Raw genomic sequence first — 17332 nt, 5'->3', positions numbered from 1 at the left:
GAAGCGCGCTTCCGCGAGGCGCGCGGTGGCGGCGGGATAATTGCGAAGTTTGGCGACGGTGCACAAATCGCGGTCAGCGCCGAGCGCCGCGGAATCGGCGGAAATTTCGGGCGAGCACGGGCGGCCGTACCCAGTGCGCAATAGACCTTCCACTCGCGCTCGTTTGGACGCTATGCGAACGCATCGCGCGGCGGACGACCAGGTCCTGCCTCCCGGTACTTACTCGGTCGCTTCCATGTGGTTTCGGTCCACGACCCCCAACGTTCGCCGCACCATGCCGTCGACAATTGCCGCCGACTCGCTTGGACGCAGATAGATCGCCGTGGACTTGAGCAGCGATGGCAACACCGCTTGCTCAAGCCGCTCCTCATAGGCGCCGCGCATCATGTCGAATGCCTGCAGGCCGGGGCCCGCCAGGATCACATGGTGTGGGCGCAGCACCGATATCGTTGCGGCGACCGCCTCCGCAAGCGCGCGACCTGCCTGCTGGAACAGGTGCTTGAGGCGGGGGTCGCCGCCCAGTGCTCGCTCGCGCAGCAGCGCCATCTGCGCCTCGGACGGTTGCTGCGAGTCCGCCGGCGGCAGGTCGAGAAAGGTGCGGGCGTCGCGGTAGAGCGCATAGTCGGCGAGATAGGCCTCGATGCAGCCGCGCTGGCCGCAGCGGCATTGCGGACCGTCCGGCGCCAGCTTGACATGGCCGATCTCGCTGCCGGCGCCCCCGCGCGCTTCACCGTCGACGACGACGCCCATTCCGATGCCGTGACCGACCATGATCGTGGCTGAGAGGCCCTGCGCCAATGCCGGTTCAGCGGCGGTGAGGGCCAGCGCAACTGCGACAGCGTCGTTCGCCATCACGACCTCGACACCGAACGCCTGACGTGTCGGCGTCGCCAGATCGACGTCGGTGATCGACAACGCCGGACTCCACAGCGTCCAGCCGGTGTCGGCGTTCACGATGCCCTGCAGCGCAATTCCGATTCCCAGCAGCTGATGGCGCGGCGTGGCTGTCGCATCGAGCATCGCATTGATCTGCGCGATCACGAGATCGCACAGCGCAGCTGCATCGAGCGCGCGCGTCGGGAGCGCAAGTCGCGACTGCGCCACGCCGGAGCCTCTGAAATCCGCGATCAGCGTCTCAATCAGGTTCATGCGGATAGAGACCGCGATGATGCGCCCGAACTCCGGGTTCAGGGTCAGCAGCACGGCCGGCCGGCCACGGCGACGGCCATTCAGACCGTCCGCATCCTCTTCGTCGGTGTCGTCCGACCACGAGGTCGCCGCTGTCTCAGTCTCGCACAGCAACTCTTCCGCGATCAGTCTCGACGTCAGGCCCGAAATAGCGGGGAAGCTCAGGCCCGTAGTGCGGGCGAGCTCGACGCGCGGCAACGGCCCCTGACGTCGCAAGACCTCGACGACGCGGCCGCGGCTCGATCCGCGGGCCAGGGTCGAGACACGTCTCGGCGGCTCAGCTTGGTCAACCATGTTGTCCCTTTAATTCGAAATCTGAAATTAATAGTGGGCCGGAGCTAGCAGTGTGATCGAAAAAGCACATCGGACGGCTGTTGAATTGGGCCATATTTACTAACATCGTACCATGTGTACTATCTAGGCTTGAAGATGGCCCAAGTACATCCCGTATCGGATGATTCGCTCTGCGGCATTTCTTCGCTGTGTAAATAAAATAAGGCGCAAAGCGCTGTGTAGCCCCCATGGGGGTGACCAAGGGAGATGTATATGAACGCTTCAATGAAGAAATTGATGGTGCCGCTGCTGGCGACCGCCGCTGCGCTGGCAATGGCCACGGGGATGGCGCAGGCCCAGCAGAAAAAGACCATTGCGCTGGTCACCAATGCCGCGGCCGATTTCTGGACCATCGCCGGCCGCGGGCTCGAGAAGGCTCAGAAAGAGCATCCGGAATTCGATATCCAGTTGATAGTGACTAACGAAGCGACGGCGGCGGGTCAGCGGCGCGAGCTGGACGACCTGCTGGTGCGCGGCGTCGCCGGCATCTCCATCTCTGTCGACGATGCGCCGCACGCAACCGAAGAGCTCAACAAGGTCGCGGCCAAGACCGTGTTGATCACGACGGATAGCGACGCGCCCCAGAGTAAGCGTCTCGCCTATATCGGCACCGACAACGTCGCGGCCGGGCGGCAGGCAGGCGAGGAGATCAAGAAGGCGTTGCCGAACGGCGGCAAGATCGCGCTGTTCGTCGGCACGATGGACGCGGACAACGCCCGCGAGCGGGTGCAGGGTATCAAGGAGGCGATCGCCGGCACCAAGGTCGAGCTGGTCGACGTGTTCACCGACCAGGTGGACTTCGCCAAGGCCAAGGCGAATATGGAGAACGTGCTCGTCAAATATCCTGACATCGCGCTGTTGTCCGGTCTTTGGAGCTACGAGACTCCGCTGATCTATGACGCGGTCAAAGCGGCTGGCAAGGCCGGCAAGGTGAAGATCGTCGGCTTCGACGAGGATCAGCGCACGCTGCGGGGAATATCCGACGGCACAATCGAGTCCACTGTCGTGCAGCAGCCGTACGAGTTCGGGTATCTCTCCGCCACCAACATCATCAAGACGCTGAACGGCGACAAGTCCTGGATCCCGGCTGATAGCAAGCTGATCGTGCCGACCCAAGTGATCAGCAAGTCCAACGTCGCAGAGTTTACCGCTCATCTGAAGGAGCTGCTGAAGAAGTGACTTCAGCGTGCTTCACGGCCCGGCTGCCACGGTGGCCGGGCTTTGGGCGGGAGGAAGCGGAGAATGGCAGAGACACTGTTGGAGCTCAGTGGGATCAGTAAGACCTATCCCGGTGTCAGGGCGCTCGACGACGTCAACTTGCGCGTCTATCGCGGCGAAGTGTTGGGTCTGATCGGCGAGAACGGCGCCGGCAAATCGACGCTGATGCGGGTGCTGGGCGGCGTGATCGCGCCGAGCGAAGGCGTGATCCGCATCGGCGCCAGCGAGCATGCCCGAATGACGGTGACCGAAGCGACGCGGGCCGGCATCGCCTTCGTGCACCAGGAGCTGAACCTGTTCGAGAATCTCGACGTCGCAGCCAACGTATTCATCGGGCGCGAGAAGCTTATGGGCGGGCCGCTGAAGCTGGTGGACAATGCCGAGATGCGTGCCCGCGTGACCCCGCTGCTGGAGCGGCTGGGTGCCGATTTCGCGCCGGACACGCTGGTCGAAGACCTGTCCATCGCGGAGCGTCAAATGGTGGAGATCGCCAAGGCGCTCTCGATTGACGCCCGTGTCATCATCATGGACGAGCCGACCTCCAGCCTGACACTTTCGGAGACGGAACGGCTGCTGGAGGTGATTGCCGATCTGAAGGCACACGGCATCGCAGTGATCTACATATCCCACCGGCTCGGCGAGATCATGACCTGCGCCGACCGCGTCGTGGTGCTGCGCGACGGGCGCACGGTGGGAGAGCTGGCGCGGAATGAGCTAAGCCATGCCGCGATGATCCGGCTGATGATCGGCCGCGACCTGAAGGCGCTGCATACGCCGCCGAAACGGCCGCCGCAGCCGGGCGGCTGCGACATCGTCGGCCTCGTGACATCAGCCTTTCCCGACCGGCAGGTTGATCTTTCCGTGCGGCATGGCGAGATCCTGGGCCTGGCGGGGCTCGTGGGCGCCGGCCGCACCTCTCTTGCCCGCGCGGCCTTCGGCATCGACCCGCTGCTGGGCGGCGAGATCAGGATCGACAACGCACCGGTCGGAGTCGCATCGCCGCGGGACGCGATCAAGCAAGGCATCTATCTGGTGCCGGAGGACCGCAAGAAATCCGGGCTCGTGCTGGAGCTGCCGATCCGGGAGAACGTGACGCTCGCCAGCCTGCTGAATTACGCGCGGATGTGGCTGGTCAGCGGCGCGGCCGAGCGCAAGATCGCGAAAGAGCAGGTGAGGCGTCTGTCCATCAAGGCGCCGAGCATCGATATGGAGGCGGTGACGCTCTCCGGCGGCAACCAGCAGAAAGTCGTGCTGGGCAAGTGGCTTTCCATGCAGCCGCGCGTGATGTTCTTCGACGAGCCCACCCGTGGCGTCGATGTCGGTGCCAAGAGCGAGATCTACGCGCTGATGCGCGAACTCGCCGAGCAGGGCGTCGCGATCGTGATGATCTCCTCGGACATGGAGGAGGTCATCGGCGTCTCCGACCGGGTGGCCGTGATGCATGAAGGCAGCGTCAGCGGTGTGCTCGAGCGCCCGCAGTTCAGTGAATACAACGTGTTGCGGCTAGCAATGGGCCAGGCGCTGGAAAACATGGAAGCGGCTGCGCCATGATCAAGAAAGAGCTCGGCCTCGGGTTGCTGCTGGTGGTGATCGCCGCGATCACGGGCGCGATCAATCCGGCCTTCCTGTCGCTGGTGAACTTGCTGAACATGGCCAATCTGATCGGCCTCTTCGGTGTGTTCGCGCTTGGCGAGGGGCTCGTGATCATCACCGGCGGCATCGACCTTTCGCTCGGCTCGATGTTCGCGCTGCTCGGCGTCGTATTCGTCGACCTTCTGACGACTTATGAAGTTCCCTGGCCCATCGCGCTGTTGGCCGTGCTGCTGGGCGGGCTGGCGCTGGGCGGCATCCAGGGCTTCCTGATCACGCGGCTGAAAATGCAGCCCTTCATCGTGACCCTGTGCGGGTTGCTGATCTATCGCGGAGCCGCGCGCTACTATACGACCGATTCGACACGCGGCTTCGGCTACGGCGACGAAGCCGGGACACTGAGCGACATCGCCTCCGGCAATGTGGCGGGCGTCCCGAACACCTTCATCCTCCTCATCATCCTTGCGCTGATTCTCGGCGTGCTGCTGCACCGTTCGGTCTACGGGCGCTGGCTTTATGCCGTCGGCAAAAACGAGGAGGCGGCGCGCTTCTCGGGCATCAATACAAATATCGTGATCGCAACCGCCTATATCGTCAGCGGCGGGCTCGCCGGCGTTTCGACAGTCTTGTTCGTGTTCTACACGAACTCAGTGTCTCCGAGCTCGTTCGGCAATTTCTACGAGCTCTACGCGATCGCGGCTGCGGTCCTGGGCGGGTGCAGCCTGCGCGGCGGCGAGGGCTCAATTCTCGGTATCGTGCTGGGGACGGCGTTGCTGCAGGTGCTGCAGAACCTCGTGAACATCCTGGGCATTCCCAATTCACTGAACTTCGCGGTGATGGGGACGGTGATTTTGCTCGGCGTGCTGGCGGATCATCAATTGCAGGCCCGACGGCGGCGCAAGATGGCGCTGGCCGGCCTCGCCCGCACGACGCCGAGATCGATACTTGAAAAACAGCAGGGCGCAGCACCGCGCAGCGCGGATGCGCTGCCGGCGAGAACGGGCGACCAGGCATGACGGATCCAGGCTCAAGTCGGCACAAAGCAGCTTCGTGGCGCGCGGCTGCGGCGGTGTGGGCTGGGGAAGGAACGCGTTCCAGGCTTGATGGCTTGGGCGGGGAACGTGAGGCAAGGATGACAAGGCCTGAAACGGCGGGAGGACGAGACAAATGTTGCGCAGGTTTGTGAACACTGCATGTGCGTGCGGTGTGGGGATTGCTTTCTCATCGCTGCTTGGCGGTGCGGTATATGCGGCCGATTTTTCGACGAAGGCTGCTCCTGTTCCCTATGCGGCTGACGATTTCTGGACGAGACCGTATCTGTTCGGCGATCTCGGCAGGACCAAGCTCAAGGAGCAGGGCATCGATATCGGCCTGACGCTCGGTAACGAATCCGTCGGTAACCTGTCGGGTGGAAGCAGGAACACCGCAGCCAACGCCGGTCAGTTGTGGTTTGGCGCGAAGCTGGACATGGGAAAACTTGCCGGCATCCCCGGCGGCACAGTCGGCCTCACGCTGGTCGATCGTTTCGGCAAAAATCTGAATACCGAGGCGGGCATTCCCGCCTTGCAGCTGACCAACGAAGTGTTCGGCCGCGGCAATATCCTGCGCCTGACCCAGCTCTATTACTCGCAAAAGCTGTTCGATGACCGCCTCGAACTAAAAGGCGGCCGTCTTCCGGTCGGCTCCGACTTCTTCTTCGGTCTGTGCGAGTTCATCAACCTGACCTTCTGCGGCGGCCAGCCCGGCAACATCCAGGGCGGGTACATCTACAACTGGCCGGTGAGCCAGTGGGCCGGTGTCGTCCACTACAAGATCGCGCCGGAGTTCACGATCTCGGTCGGCGTCTACGACGCCAATCCGGGTTACCTGACCACGTCGGACCCCGGCATCTACTTCTTGCCGGGCATCCCCGCCTCGAACCCCGCCAGTGGTGTGATGGTGCCGGTGGAGTTGGTCTGGACGCCGAAGGGGCCCTTGACCGGGACCTGGAGAGTTGGCGGCTGGTACGACAGCGCCTCGTCCATTGATGGCGGCCTTCCCGGTGTTGTCAGCACGATCCCGGGCATCGGTGGCGTGCCGGATCAAAATCTCAGCGATCAACGTGGCCGCTACGGTGTTTACGAGTCGATCCTGCAGCGATTGACCGTGGACGGTCCGGGTGCGGTGGGTTGGTACACCTTCCTCAATACCACCGTCGCCGATCACCGGACGTCGTACCAGGACTACCAGATCGCCCTGGGCTTCCGGCATACCGGAACGTTCACTTGGCGTCCCCAGGACGAAGTCGGCTTCGCGGTGGGCACGACCCACGTGAACACGGCCGCCCTCAGCCCCAATGCCGGCGGCAACGAAGTTCCGATCGAAGTCTGGTACGGATGGCAGGCGACCGGCTGGCTGAATCTCAAGTTCGACGCACAGTATGTGATCAATCCCGGCGGGCGCGGCTATAACGCCGTGGGCGTGAAGACCGACAATGCCGTGGTTCTTGGTATGCGGACCGAGGTCCACTTCTGACGGGATGCTCACCCGTCTGATGCGAAAGGTGGGGCATGCCCGTCCCACCGGAGCGCACGCAACATGCGGCGGCCCCGCTCAGCGGGGCCGCCCTGCAACCGAGACTTCGGTCATCCGGACGTTGCCGTTGCCAGGCGCGGGACTTGGCACGCGGGACTTGGCACGTGGGAGTTGGCACGTGGGAGTTGGCTCGCGGGATTTGGCTATTGCCTATCCCTCGTACTGATCCGGCCCCATCGCCTAGGATGACTGATCATGGCCGGAAGCGTAGTTGCGGTTGTTGATCGCTGGATTGCGATTGACCATCGGCCGCAAGAACATCGGGTGCGTTGCGCTGCGCACCTCGTGCTCGACCGTGAACAGAGGCTTGCCGCTGTCGAGATCGACGATGTCGCAAAACCGGTACTGGTATCGATTGTCCTCGCGCGAGATCAAATTGACTTCAGGGTAGAAGGCGCAGATGCGAGCTGCGGATCCCACCGGCACGTCGAACTCGACATAGGGAATGCCGAGCGCGATGCGCCCGAAGCGCGCCGCATCCGGTTGATGGATGCGCATGCGGTTGCCCCACGGACAAATCGCCTCGACATGGTCGTTGTACTCGGCGAAGGCGAACGCCGTGCCTTCGAGCTTTTTGGCGACCGACGCCAATCGCGCGAGCAGCGCTTCGCGGCCCGCAATGACCAGCCCGACATGACCGCGCAGCACCTGCGGCCGGCCGCTCGGCAAGTGAAACTGGCTCCGTCCGGCATTGATCCACATGTTGGTGTCGGACACCATGAGGTAGGGATCGCGGGTGAGACCGAGGCCCGTGACGTAGAACAGGGTGGCGAGGCGCTGATCCGGGACCTGGATGTTGACGTGCTCGAAATGGATCGCGTTGCCGAGGTCTTCTGCAGACCGATCGAATTGTTGAGGCATGGATGCGGCTCTCGGGTAGGATGACGGGCAAGGTCATACTAGAGCACAATTTCCGCCAGCCGAACTGTTGGCCGATCACATCTTAAGGCAGGGTATGATGCCGGTTGCCACCTTGTCGCGACGACCATTCCCTGTAATCTGACAAAAACACACAAGGAAAGAGAACCATGGGGGGAGTTCTGGATGGCGTACGCGTTCTCGATTTCGGGCGCTATATCGCGGGGCCCTATTGCGCCACCTTGCTGGCTGAATTCGGCGCCGAGGTCATTCGCGTGGAGAAGCGCGACGGCAGTGAGGACCGCTTCGTGGCGCCGGTCGGCGAGGGTGGCGAAGGCGCGCTATTCCTTCAGGTCAATCGCAACAAGAAGTGCCTCACGCTCGATCCGATGAAGCCGGAAGGGCAGGAGGTGATGCGCCGCCTGGTCGCGACCGCGGACGTCGTCGTCGCCAATCTGCCGCCGCAGACCCTGCGCGCAATGAAGCTCGACTACGACTCGCTCAAGGCGATCAAGCCCGACATCATCCTGACGACGGCAACCGCGTTCGGCGGGCCGGGGCCGTGGTCCGACCGCGTCGGCTTCGACGGTGTCGGGCAGGTCATGTCGGGCGCGGTGTACATGACGGGCGCCGGCGATCCGCCTTACCGGGCCGCGGTCAACTGGGTCGATTTCGGCACCGCGCTGCATTGCGCGTTCGGCACGCTCGCCGCGCTGATCGAGCGCGGCAGATCCGGACGCGGGCAGATCGTCGAGGGCGCATTGCTCGCAACCGCTTTGTCATTCACCAATGCCACGCTGATCGAGCAGGCTGTTATCAACGTCAATCGCGTGCCATCAGGCAATCTCGGCCAGACCGCGGCGCCCGCCGACATCTACCGTACCAGCGACGGCTGGGTGCTGTGCCAGGTCACGGGGCATCCGCTGTTCAAGCGCTGGGCGAAGCTGATGGGCGAGGAGGAGTTGTGGCTGAACGATCCGCGCTTTGCCGACGACATCAGCCGCGGCAACAACGGCGCCGTCATCAGCGAACGGATGGCGCGCTGGTGCGCCGAGCGCACCACGCAGGAGGCCGTCGACACCCTGGGCAAGGCCATGATTCCGACCGGCCCCGTGCTGAGCCCGCAACAGGCGCTGGATCATCCGCACATCCGTGCCGCCGGCTTCATGCAGGATGTCGATTATCCCGGCTTGCCGAAGCCCGCACCGGTGACACGCGCCGCCGTCCGCCTCTCGGAAACGCCCGGCGAAATCGCGACGCGCCCACCGACGCTCGGCGAGCATACCGATCTTATCCTGACTGAGCTCGGCTACGACAAGGCCGCGATCGCGGCGCTCCGGCAAGGCGGCATCGTCTAGCGAGCAAGGGCAGGGCTATCGGAGAGGGGCAGCGGAGAGATTGCCGGACGTGCTCGGCCTGCATGGTTCGCCCGGCGATGCAGAGCATCGTCCGGAACGCCCGCTTTGGCGGGCTCCTCACCATGAGGGTCCGATATCTCGCCGCGAAGCCCGACCTCATCCTGAGGGCCCGCCGCAGGCGGGCGTCTCGAAGGATGGCCGCAGGCGACCTTCCCGCCACGTCTTGCTTCCAACTCACAGCGAGCTGCCGCCGCAGATCACGAGTTGCTGTCCGGTGATGGCGGCGGCGTCCGCCGAGAGCAGGAATGCCACCGCGTGGGCGACTTCGTCGGCGCGGATGTAGCGGCCGATCGGCGGCAATTTGGGCGCGACATCGGCGCGCGAGGGATCCTTCAGCATCGGCGTCTCCGTCGCTGCCGGCGCAACCACGTTGACGGTGACGCCGCGCGGTGCGAGCTCGATCGCCCAGGACCGCGCCAGCGCCACCAGCGCCGCCTTCGTCGCGGCATATTGCCCGCGGCCGGACGCGCCCGATGCGGTGCGGCTGCCGATGAAGACGATGCGCCCGCCCTGCTTCAGGCGCGGTGCCAACGCGTTGGCGAGGCGCTCGGCGACGTCGACATGCAGCCGCCACATCGCAGCGCCCTCGTCATGGTCGAGCGATCCGAGCTGCCCGACCTTGAGCATGCCGGCGGCATGAACGAGCCCGGTCGGCACGATGTCCGCGACGGCGGCCGCGATGGCGTCAACATCGGCGAGGTCGAGTGACAAATGATCGAACGCCGGGTGGTCGAACGGCGCGGGCCGTCGGCTGATCCCGGTGACGCGCCAACCGTCGCGCAGCAGGCGCTCGACGATCGCCGCGCCAATCCCTGAGCTGGCGCCGGTGACGAGTGCGTGGGGCCTCTTGTTCATGATCTCAGTCCCTGTCGGCGCGCCTCACCCAGTTCTCGTCACCCAGTTCTCGTGACCCATGGCTCGGTCACGCGCACGTACTTGATTGCGCGGCGATGGAAGGTGAACGCCATGTGGATCGCGCCGTCGGGGGTCTGCTTGACGGACGGGTAGGACAGCTCGCGATTGGTCTGCTCGCGCGAATTGTTGGTCATGCAGTATCCGTCGCCGGTCTCGACATTGCGCCTGGTCCAGCTTCGTCCGCCATCGGCCGAGACGGCCAGCGTCATCGGCGCCCGCGGCGCGCCCCAGAATGCGGTGCGTCCATCCGCACTTCTGCCATCGCCGGCGATCACGGGGGGAAGGTCGTCCTCGATCTCGTCATACAGCGAGAGACGGCGTCCGGTCGCGTCATTGGCGCTGGAGTCGTTGAACACGAGCGCAAGATGACCGTTGGCGAGCCGCGTGACCTGGATCGAGGAATTGTTGTTGGGAAGCACGGTCGTAACAGGTGCCGACCAGGTCTGGCCATGATCGGTGGACCGGCTCTGGTAGATGTTGTCCGCCCAGCGGCTGCGATACAGCGCGAGCAGCGAACCGTCGTCGAGGCGCGCGATGCACATGTGCACGCAGCCGCGGCTGCCGGGGACGTCGACGTCGCGCCAGGTCGCGCCGGAATCCGACGAGATCTTCACCGCGCTGGTGTCCGCGTCGCCGTTCCATTTCCGTCCCGGCGTGCTGTGACAATAAAACACCGGCAGCAGCCAGTCGCCATTGTCGAGCACGACGATCGGCTGGCGGATGAAGGTGCCGCGGCCACGGTGCTCGGGAAACAGCGTCTCGATCGGGCCCCAGCTCTTGCCATTGTCGCGGGAGAGCCGGCGGCGGATCAGGGCGGTGTCCTGGTTCCCCGCCAGCTGCGCGGTCCACATCAGCCATAGCGTGCCGTCGGGCGCGGGAAACAGCACCGGGTTCTGCTCCGAACGCGCCTTGTCATCGGACAGCTTTTCGGCGCGCGACCACTGCGTCGCGCCGCGGGCCAGGCGCGAAAAATACACCGAGATGTCCGACATGCCTTCCTGCGTGCCGCCGAACCAGACGCAGGCCAGATCGCCATCGGCGAGCGGCATCAGATTGGCGGCGTGGTTCTGCACGCAAGGCGAGGGAATGAAGGCGTCGAACCGGTCGGGATCGCCGTCGGCCTGGCGAACGACGCCGTCGGCGGCGATCTCGATGTCGGCAATCATGTCGAAGTCCTTTCCACGAAAGCATTGGGTTGCGCGGCCTGCGGCGTCGCGGCAGCGGCGGGCGCGCGGCCCAGCGCCATGCGCTCGATCGCCATCACGACCAGCGGCGTCGCGGCGGCGACATACATGTTGTCGATGCCGAGGGGATTTCCGAGCATGTACCAGACCGTCGTCGAGACCGCGGCGCCGATCAGGCCCGCGGTGGCGCCACGATTGCTCGCGAACAGCGGCAGATAGAATCCCATCATCGCGATGATCGTGATCGACAGGCGCAGCGCGCGCGTGAAGAACGACAGCTTGAGGATCTCCGGGACGAAGAAGACGAACACCAGCGGCGCGATGCCGATCACCACCGAGAACACGCGGGTCATCTTCAGCTCGCGCTCCGGCGTCGGCTTCCAATAGGGAACGTAGAAGTCGCGCACCACCAGCGAGGCGATTGCGAGCGCGACGGTGCAGACGCTGACGAAGATCGAAGCGACGAGCGAGGTTGTCACGAAGGCCGAGGCCAGCGGCGGCATCTTCTCCAGGAACACGGGCAGCGCGTAGAGGCTGTTCATGTCGGGATAGAGGAATTTCGCGGCAACGCCGATCAAGGCGAGCAGGAAGCCGAGCGGCAGACAGAACGCGGCGGCATAGAAGGTGGCCTTGCGGGCGTCGTCGGCGCTCGGCGTCGAGGAGATCGCCTGGACGATGAACTGGGTCGAGAAGATCGCGCCGACGGTGCCGAAGGTCCAGGCGAAGATGGTCGCAAAGCCGATCTTGCCGTCCCAGGTGAAATAGTGGACGGGCAGCTTGGCCTGCATCGGCGCAATGCCGCCGGTCAGGGACATCGCGACCGTGAAGATGATGACGATGCCGACGACCTTGAAGGCGCTGTGCAGGATCGTCACCCAGGCGACGCCCTTCAGGCCGCCGAACACGTAGTAGAAGGTGCTGACCACGGCGATGACGCACATCGCGAGCGGCAGGCTGACATGCAGCGCGGTGGCGATCGCAGCCGCGCCGCTGATGTAATTGCCGACGTTCACGAGCAGCAGCGCGTAGATCATGATCACGGAGACCGTGAGCATGGTCGACTTGCCGTATTTCTGCGCGATCGCGGCCGAGATGGTGTATTCGCCGGAATTGTAGAGCTTCTTCACCATCAACAGTCCGAACAGCAGAAAGCCGATCGAGGCGCCGAGCACGGCCCATCCCGCCGCCATGCCGGACTGGAATGCTTCCTGCGCGGTGCCGACGGTGGACTTGGCGCCGACGAATTCGGACATCATCAGCACGCCGACCACGATGGCCGGCATCGCGCGCCCGCCGGTCATGAACTGATCGCTCGTCCTGCTGCGCAGCTTGAGCGTGAGCCAGGACGTGAAGGCGATGTAGGCGACGATCATCGCGACGATGAGCGTGCTGTCGCCATTGAGGATGGCTTGCATCGTTGACGTTTCCTCTGGTGACGCGGACGCGGTGTTGTGAGCCCGCTCTGTCCCGACTGGGCAGTGTTCGGAATGCGAACAATTGTTCTTAAGGATTATTAGACCCGTCCGAACACCGTGCGTCAAGCGCGACGGCGCGAAGCTGCGGCGGGAACAGCCCGGTCGGGAGCCCGGGCGATCGCACATCGTGGCGGGAAGCTCGCCTGAGGCCATCCTTCGGGACGCCCGCCTACGGCGGGCCCTCAGGATGAGGCCGTGTTTCGCGGCGAGATATCGGACCCTCATGGTGAGGAGCCCGCCAAAGCGGGTGTCTCGAACCATGCAGGCCGAGCACGTTCGACAACCTCGCATCGGCCATAGGCGATTGTCGGGAGCGTTGCCGCAGTGCGTTCAACGGGATGTTTAGAGGAAGGAAACGTCGGGGCCCGGCAGGCTACGCGCAGCGATCGATTGCAGCGCGACGATCGGGTGGTCGGCCGTCATTGTCGGCTTCCGCATCAGGTGCGGGAGGCCGCAGCCGCATCGAAGCGCCGCCGCGGGGCGGCGGGTCGTCATCGTCATCCAGCCTGCGCAGCGCGGCGAGAATGTCCGGGAGCCGGATGGTGTGGTCGAGGCCGGGAATCTCGCGCAACGCAGGATGGGATTCCACCGCGTACATGTCCGAAGCCCACGACGACAGGATGATCCGCTTCTCCGGCGTCGAGAGGCTGCGATCGTCGAGGACGGCGCTCGGAGATGCATAATATGCGGCGGGATGAAACAGCGGGTTGAGACCGCCGATGGTCGCATTGGCATTGGTCATGGTTGTCTCCCTCTACACTCCTTCCGAAGGGATGCTTCTTGATCGGCGGACGGCGACCCCGGTCGCCATCCGCCATGCTGGTTGCGGCAGTGCCGAACGCGTGCGACGAGGCTAAGCCGCCTTCCTCTGCTCGATCTGCGGTGACGAAGCGCCCGCGATCTGGATCCGGCGCGGCTTCATCGCATCCGGAATCTCGCGCACGAGATCGATGATCAGGAGACCGTCCTCAAAGGCAGCCTGCTTGACCTGGACGTAGTCGGCGAGATTGAACACACGGCGGAACGGACGTGCCGCGATACCCTGGTAGAGATACTCGCGCGCAGCGCCGTCGGGCTTCCTGCCTTCGATGGTGAGCGCGTTCTGTTCGGCGGTCACGATGATGTCGTTGACGCCGAATCCCGCCACCGCCAGCGTGATGCGATAGTGGTCTTCGCCGGATCGCTCGATGTTGTAGGGGGGATAGTTATCCTCGCTCGCCTGGCGCAGCGTGCTGTCGACGAGGTCGGCCAGGTGGTCGAAGCCGATGGTGGAGCGCCACAGGGGCGCGAAGTCAAAAGTAGTCCTCATACCAAGTCCTCCAAAGAGCAAGATGGATACGAAGGAGCGCAAGACAGGAATCGGACCAGGTCCGAAGACCCCTGCCGGCGCCCGCGCCGGACCCGATCGGGGCATCCGGCACACCGCTCTCGCGGCGAAAAACGAGATAGAACGGCGGAAGGACGTTGCAAGAGGGGGGGCGAAAAATTTTTTAGGCTCGCGCCGCCGGCGGCCGGCCGATCCCGCCAAAGCGCCGAAGAGCGGCGATGAGCGTCTTGACAAGGAAAGCAGCCCGAATATTTTTTGCGCCGGAAGAGTCCTCTTCCGACACCGTTAAATTGAAAAGGACCGTGAAAGACCGCCTGGAGTGACGATGATGCTCGATCAGGATCTGGCCCGCATTCGCGCGCACCGAAACAACCTTTCCCGCTACCGGCGCTTGCTGAAGACGAAGCTGTCGGACATCGAACGTCAGTTCATCGAACGACGCCTCGCCGAGGAGCAGACCGCGCTCGACGCTTTCGCCGCTGATGTCTTCCCTGTCGCATTCACGCTTCCGAACCCGCAATCCGCCTCCGCCGCGACGGGAGCGGAACCATGAGCAACGTCCGCGACCTCCTCATCCGCGGCAGCGAGAAGGTGATCCGGCACTATCGCGTGCTGCTGGCCGCCGCCAGAACCGAGAGCGAACGCGAGCTCTACCGTAGCAGGATCGAGCGAGAGCAGCGCCTGCTCGACGCGTTGCAAGGCGACTTCCCGGATCGATCGGCGGCGTAACGGCGGCTTCGCCGGCCTTGTCCGCGGTTACAGCAATTGCTTCAACGCCCGTGCATCGGCCGGCGCCGCGCTCTTCTGGTCGTTGTCGAAATAGACAAAGACGTCGCAGCCCTGCCGCTTCCAGGACTTGATGCGCCGCGCCCATTGCGCCAGCGTGGCTTTCTTGTAGTGGCCGTGATAGCGCCCGCCCGGCCCGTGTCCGCGCACATAGACGAAATCCGCCGTGCGCTTCCACGGCGCCGGCGCGTCGTGATGGTCGGACAAGCACAGCGAGATGTTCTCGTCGGCCAGCATCCGCAAGATGCGCGGCTGATACCAGCTCGGATGACGGAATTCGAAACTGTAACGCCGCTTTCTCGACAGCAGCTTGAAGAAGCCGGCGAGGCGGTCCGCGTCGGCCTCGAATTGCGGCGGGAGCTGGAACAGGATCGGGCCGGCCTTGCCGCCGAGCTGCGAGATGCGGTCCTCCAGCAGCTCGAGGCTGTTCACCGAGCGGTCCGACAGGCGCTTCCAGTGCGTGATGAATTTCGACGCCTTCCAGGCGAAGACGAAATCGCGCCCGGTCTGCGCCCGCCAAGCCTCGACGGCCTCCGGCGTCGGGGTGCGGTAGAACACGCCGTTCAGCTCGGTGGTGTCGAACTGCCCGGCATAGTAGCGCAGCTGCTGCTTCAGCGTCACGCTCTCGGGAAAGAACGGACCTCGCCAGGAGGCGTAGTGCCAGCCGGAGGTTCCGATCAGAACGCGCGCCATTTCCCGGGTCATCCGTTGCCATCGTCGGACGCGGCACGCTCGATGGCGGGAGCCGCGCTAGCCGAAAGGGAACGCCCGTGCGGCCGATACGTTGCTCGTGAGCTTGATCAACGCAGGACCGGAACCGATGTACGCGCTGTTCGAAGGCAACAAGCAGATCGGCGACCCTTTTCCCTCCGAGAAGGAGGTGTGGGAAGCCGCATTGATCGAAGGGCTGGTGACCGACGTTCCCGTCGCGGACGAGGAGGGCGGCAGGCTTCTGCCTGCCGGATATCACGTCGCGCGGGTCGAGGAGGTCTGCGAGCCGCGGCCCGACTGGAAGCTGCCGCGCGAAATCTCGTGAGCGGGCGCGGTCGCATCTGGCCGCGTGCCCGTAAACTTTGCTGCCGTGCGGCGAGCAAGGCCAAGGCTTCAAAACCCTGCCGCGACGATGGCCTGCAGCAGTTTCGCGTTGCTGTAGCCAATATCTTCACGCGTTAATCCCATGCGCAAGATCACCAGTTTGCGCGAGGGGATAACCGTGATTGTCTGGCGGAGGTGCCCGTTCAACATGAACGTGTCGGCGGGAAGAGAAAACCCGAGACCCGCGGCCAACCAAAGCTGTCCACGACCATAGACAGGACCGTGGCCCTGATCGGACGCCGGCGCGGGCGAGCGCATGTAATCGACGAAACCCGGCGACAAAAGCTGTTGGCCGTTCCATTCTCCGCCCAGGCGCAAAAACTCGCCGAAACGTGCCCAATCATGCGCATTGGCGTAGAGAAAGGCTTCGCCGAGGAATGTACCTGACGGGTCGGATTCGAGTACCGCGCTGGTCATACCCAAGGGCTTGAACAACCGCTCCTGCGGAAAAGCCGGCGCAGCCGCTCCGACCGCGTTCTGCCAAATTCGCGTCAACAGGACCGACGATCCTGACCCATAATGAAATGTCGTCCCGGGCGCGGCGACAAGCGCTTTGTCCCTCGCAAAAGCCGCCGCATCTCTCACCAGGAATTCCATACGCGCGGCGTCGTTGAGGAGGCCATCGTCCTCGTTGAATTCCAAACCGCTGGACATGGCCAACAGATCGGCCACCGAGATATCCGCGCGAGCATCCCCGGCCCATTGCGGAAACAGATCCTTCCGATCCAGCGAAAGCTTGCCGTCCTTGATCGCCATTCCGACCAGGGCGGCAGTGACGGTCTTCGTCATTGACCAGCCCAGCAAGGGCGTCGAAGCGTTGAAGCCTTCGCCATAGGTCTCGCCGACAATGCGTCCGTCATGGACGACGACGATCGCACGCATCCCCGGTCCCCGAAGAACTGGATCGTTCAGCACCGCCCGCAAACGACGATCATTGGACAATTGCGCGGCCTCGCCGGTCGGCCAAAGCGCCTCAGCCGTGGCCAGAGGCAGCAACGGCGGCGTGGAGGCGGGGGCCGGGATTTCGTCTTTTGAAACCAGTGTGCAACCACGCCCCTCGGCATAGGCCGCGTAACGCTTGCCGAACAGGCCGAAAAGTGCGGCCTCGACACGCCGGTTGGCTGTGTCGACGTCGATTTTCATGAGTTTAACGACGCGACGTTCCGCAAACTGTACGTCGGTTCGTATCACTGCGTCGGCATCGCGTTTCGCGATGAATAGGTTCGAGCAGACGGTTTTTGCTGCATAAGCAGAAGCGAGCGGCAACAATTCCGGACGGACGAAGGCGAGCCAACTGCCCAGCCCCAAAATCCCCAGAACGAGAATCGCTATGAGAAACCCGAAAATAATTAGAACACTGCGCATTCTTCC

General features: G+C 64.0%; 17 protein-coding genes. 8 read left to right on the top strand and 9 right to left on the bottom strand.

The genetic code is table 11. The features are described 5' to 3' along the window. Nucleotides 1–219: 219 nt before the first annotated feature. Nucleotides 220–1482, bottom strand: coding sequence for an ROK family protein (locus QCM77_RS13885; RefSeq protein WP_279662691.1), 1263 nt, complete (start codon nt 1480–1482; stop codon nt 220–222). Between the two features lie 252 nt (nt 1483–1734). On the opposite strand from QCM77_RS13885, the gene QCM77_RS13880 reads away from it, so the two are divergent. The 4 genes from QCM77_RS13880 (at nt 1735) to QCM77_RS13865 (ending at nt 6843) form a co-directional block, all read left to right on the top strand. Beyond that, entirely contained in the window at nt 1735–2700 is a 966-nt protein-coding gene (locus QCM77_RS13880; RefSeq protein WP_279662692.1) for a sugar-binding protein, read from the top strand. Nucleotides 2701–2763: 63 nt separating this feature from the next. Further along, nucleotides 2764–4290 carry a sugar ABC transporter ATP-binding protein gene (locus QCM77_RS13875; protein ID WP_279683955.1) on the top strand — a complete coding sequence of 509 codons (1527 nt, stop codon included), beginning with the start codon at nt 2764–2766 and terminating at the stop codon, nt 4288–4290. Beyond that, entirely contained in the window at nt 4287–5345 is a 1059-nt protein-coding gene (locus tag QCM77_RS13870) for an ABC transporter permease (RefSeq protein ID WP_279662694.1), read from the top strand. The genes QCM77_RS13875 and QCM77_RS13870 overlap by 4 nt, the downstream gene beginning before the upstream one ends. Nucleotides 5346–5496: 151 nt before the next feature. Further along, a complete protein-coding gene (locus tag QCM77_RS13865) occupies nt 5497–6843 on the top strand; it encodes a carbohydrate porin (RefSeq protein ID WP_279662695.1) in 1347 nt (448 codons plus the stop codon). A gap of 240 nt (nt 6844–7083) precedes the next feature. Here QCM77_RS13865 and QCM77_RS13860 read toward each other — a convergent pair whose 3' ends face one another. Further along, a complete protein-coding gene (locus QCM77_RS13860) occupies nt 7084–7764 on the bottom strand; it encodes a VOC family protein (RefSeq protein ID WP_279683954.1) in 681 nt (226 codons plus the stop codon). Between the two features lie 167 nt (nt 7765–7931). Here QCM77_RS13860 and QCM77_RS13855 point away from each other — a divergent pair, with 167 nt between their 5' ends. Next, entirely contained in the window at nt 7932–9119 is a 1188-nt protein-coding gene (locus QCM77_RS13855; RefSeq protein WP_279683953.1) for a CaiB/BaiF CoA transferase family protein, read from the top strand. Nucleotides 9120–9353: 234 nt separating this feature from the next. On the opposite strand, the gene QCM77_RS13850 is transcribed toward QCM77_RS13855, so the two are convergent. The 5 genes from QCM77_RS13850 to QCM77_RS13830 all read right to left on the bottom strand — a co-directional run bounded on the left by QCM77_RS13850 (nt 9354) and on the right by QCM77_RS13830 (nt 14062). Further along, on the bottom strand, nt 9354–10034 hold the full coding sequence (locus QCM77_RS13850; protein WP_279683952.1) for an SDR family NAD(P)-dependent oxidoreductase: 681 nt from the start codon (nt 10032–10034) through the stop codon (nt 9354–9356). Nucleotides 10035–10072: 38 nt separating this feature from the next. Continuing rightward, on the bottom strand, nt 10073–11260 hold the full coding sequence (locus tag QCM77_RS13845) for a sialidase family protein (protein WP_279683951.1): 1188 nt from the start codon (nt 11258–11260) through the stop codon (nt 10073–10075). After that, nucleotides 11257–12693, bottom strand: coding sequence for a sodium:solute symporter family protein (locus tag QCM77_RS13840; protein ID WP_279683950.1), 1437 nt, complete (start codon nt 12691–12693; stop codon nt 11257–11259). Before QCM77_RS13840 ends, QCM77_RS13845 begins: the two co-directional genes overlap by 4 nt. 433 nt (nt 12694–13126) lie before the next feature. Next, nucleotides 13127–13495 (bottom strand): hypothetical protein, encoded by a 369-nt coding sequence (locus tag QCM77_RS13835; RefSeq protein ID WP_279683949.1) that lies wholly within the window; start codon nt 13493–13495, stop codon nt 13127–13129. 111 nt (nt 13496–13606) lie between these two features. Next, complete coding sequence (locus QCM77_RS13830) at nt 13607–14062, bottom strand: Hsp20 family protein (protein WP_279683948.1); 456 nt, start codon at nt 14060–14062, stop codon at nt 13607–13609. A gap of 343 nt (nt 14063–14405) precedes the next feature. On the opposite strand from QCM77_RS13830, the gene QCM77_RS13825 reads away from it, so the two are divergent. Next, the gene (locus QCM77_RS13825; protein WP_347882368.1) at nt 14406–14633 is read left to right on the top strand and encodes a hypothetical protein; all 228 of its coding nucleotides are present in this window, start codon (nt 14406–14408) and stop codon (nt 14631–14633) included. Then, on the top strand, nt 14630–14809 hold the full coding sequence (locus QCM77_RS13820) for a hypothetical protein (protein WP_279683947.1): 180 nt from the start codon (nt 14630–14632) through the stop codon (nt 14807–14809). The genes QCM77_RS13825 and QCM77_RS13820 overlap by 4 nt, the downstream gene beginning before the upstream one ends. Nucleotides 14810–14836: 27 nt before the next feature. Here the strand turns inward: QCM77_RS13820 and QCM77_RS13815 are convergent, their stop codons facing one another. Further along, nucleotides 14837–15559 (bottom strand): DUF72 domain-containing protein, encoded by a 723-nt coding sequence (locus tag QCM77_RS13815; RefSeq protein WP_279684008.1) that lies wholly within the window; start codon nt 15557–15559, stop codon nt 14837–14839. Between the two features lie 97 nt (nt 15560–15656). Here QCM77_RS13815 and QCM77_RS13810 point away from each other — a divergent pair, with 97 nt between their 5' ends. Then, nucleotides 15657–15902, top strand: coding sequence for a hypothetical protein (locus tag QCM77_RS13810; protein WP_279683946.1), 246 nt, complete (start codon nt 15657–15659; stop codon nt 15900–15902). Between the two features lie 68 nt (nt 15903–15970). On the opposite strand, the gene QCM77_RS13805 is transcribed toward QCM77_RS13810, so the two are convergent. Beyond that, nucleotides 15971–17326 carry a serine hydrolase domain-containing protein gene (locus QCM77_RS13805; RefSeq protein ID WP_279683945.1) on the bottom strand — a complete coding sequence of 452 codons (1356 nt, stop codon included), beginning with the start codon at nt 17324–17326 and terminating at the stop codon, nt 15971–15973. Nucleotides 17327–17332 lie beyond the last annotated feature (6 nt).

Origin of the sequence: Bradyrhizobium nivariense (assembly GCF_029846695.2) — a bacterium.
GTDB lineage: Bacteria > Pseudomonadota > Alphaproteobacteria > Rhizobiales > Xanthobacteraceae > Bradyrhizobium.
This window is presented reverse-complemented; position numbering and strand designations above follow the sequence as displayed.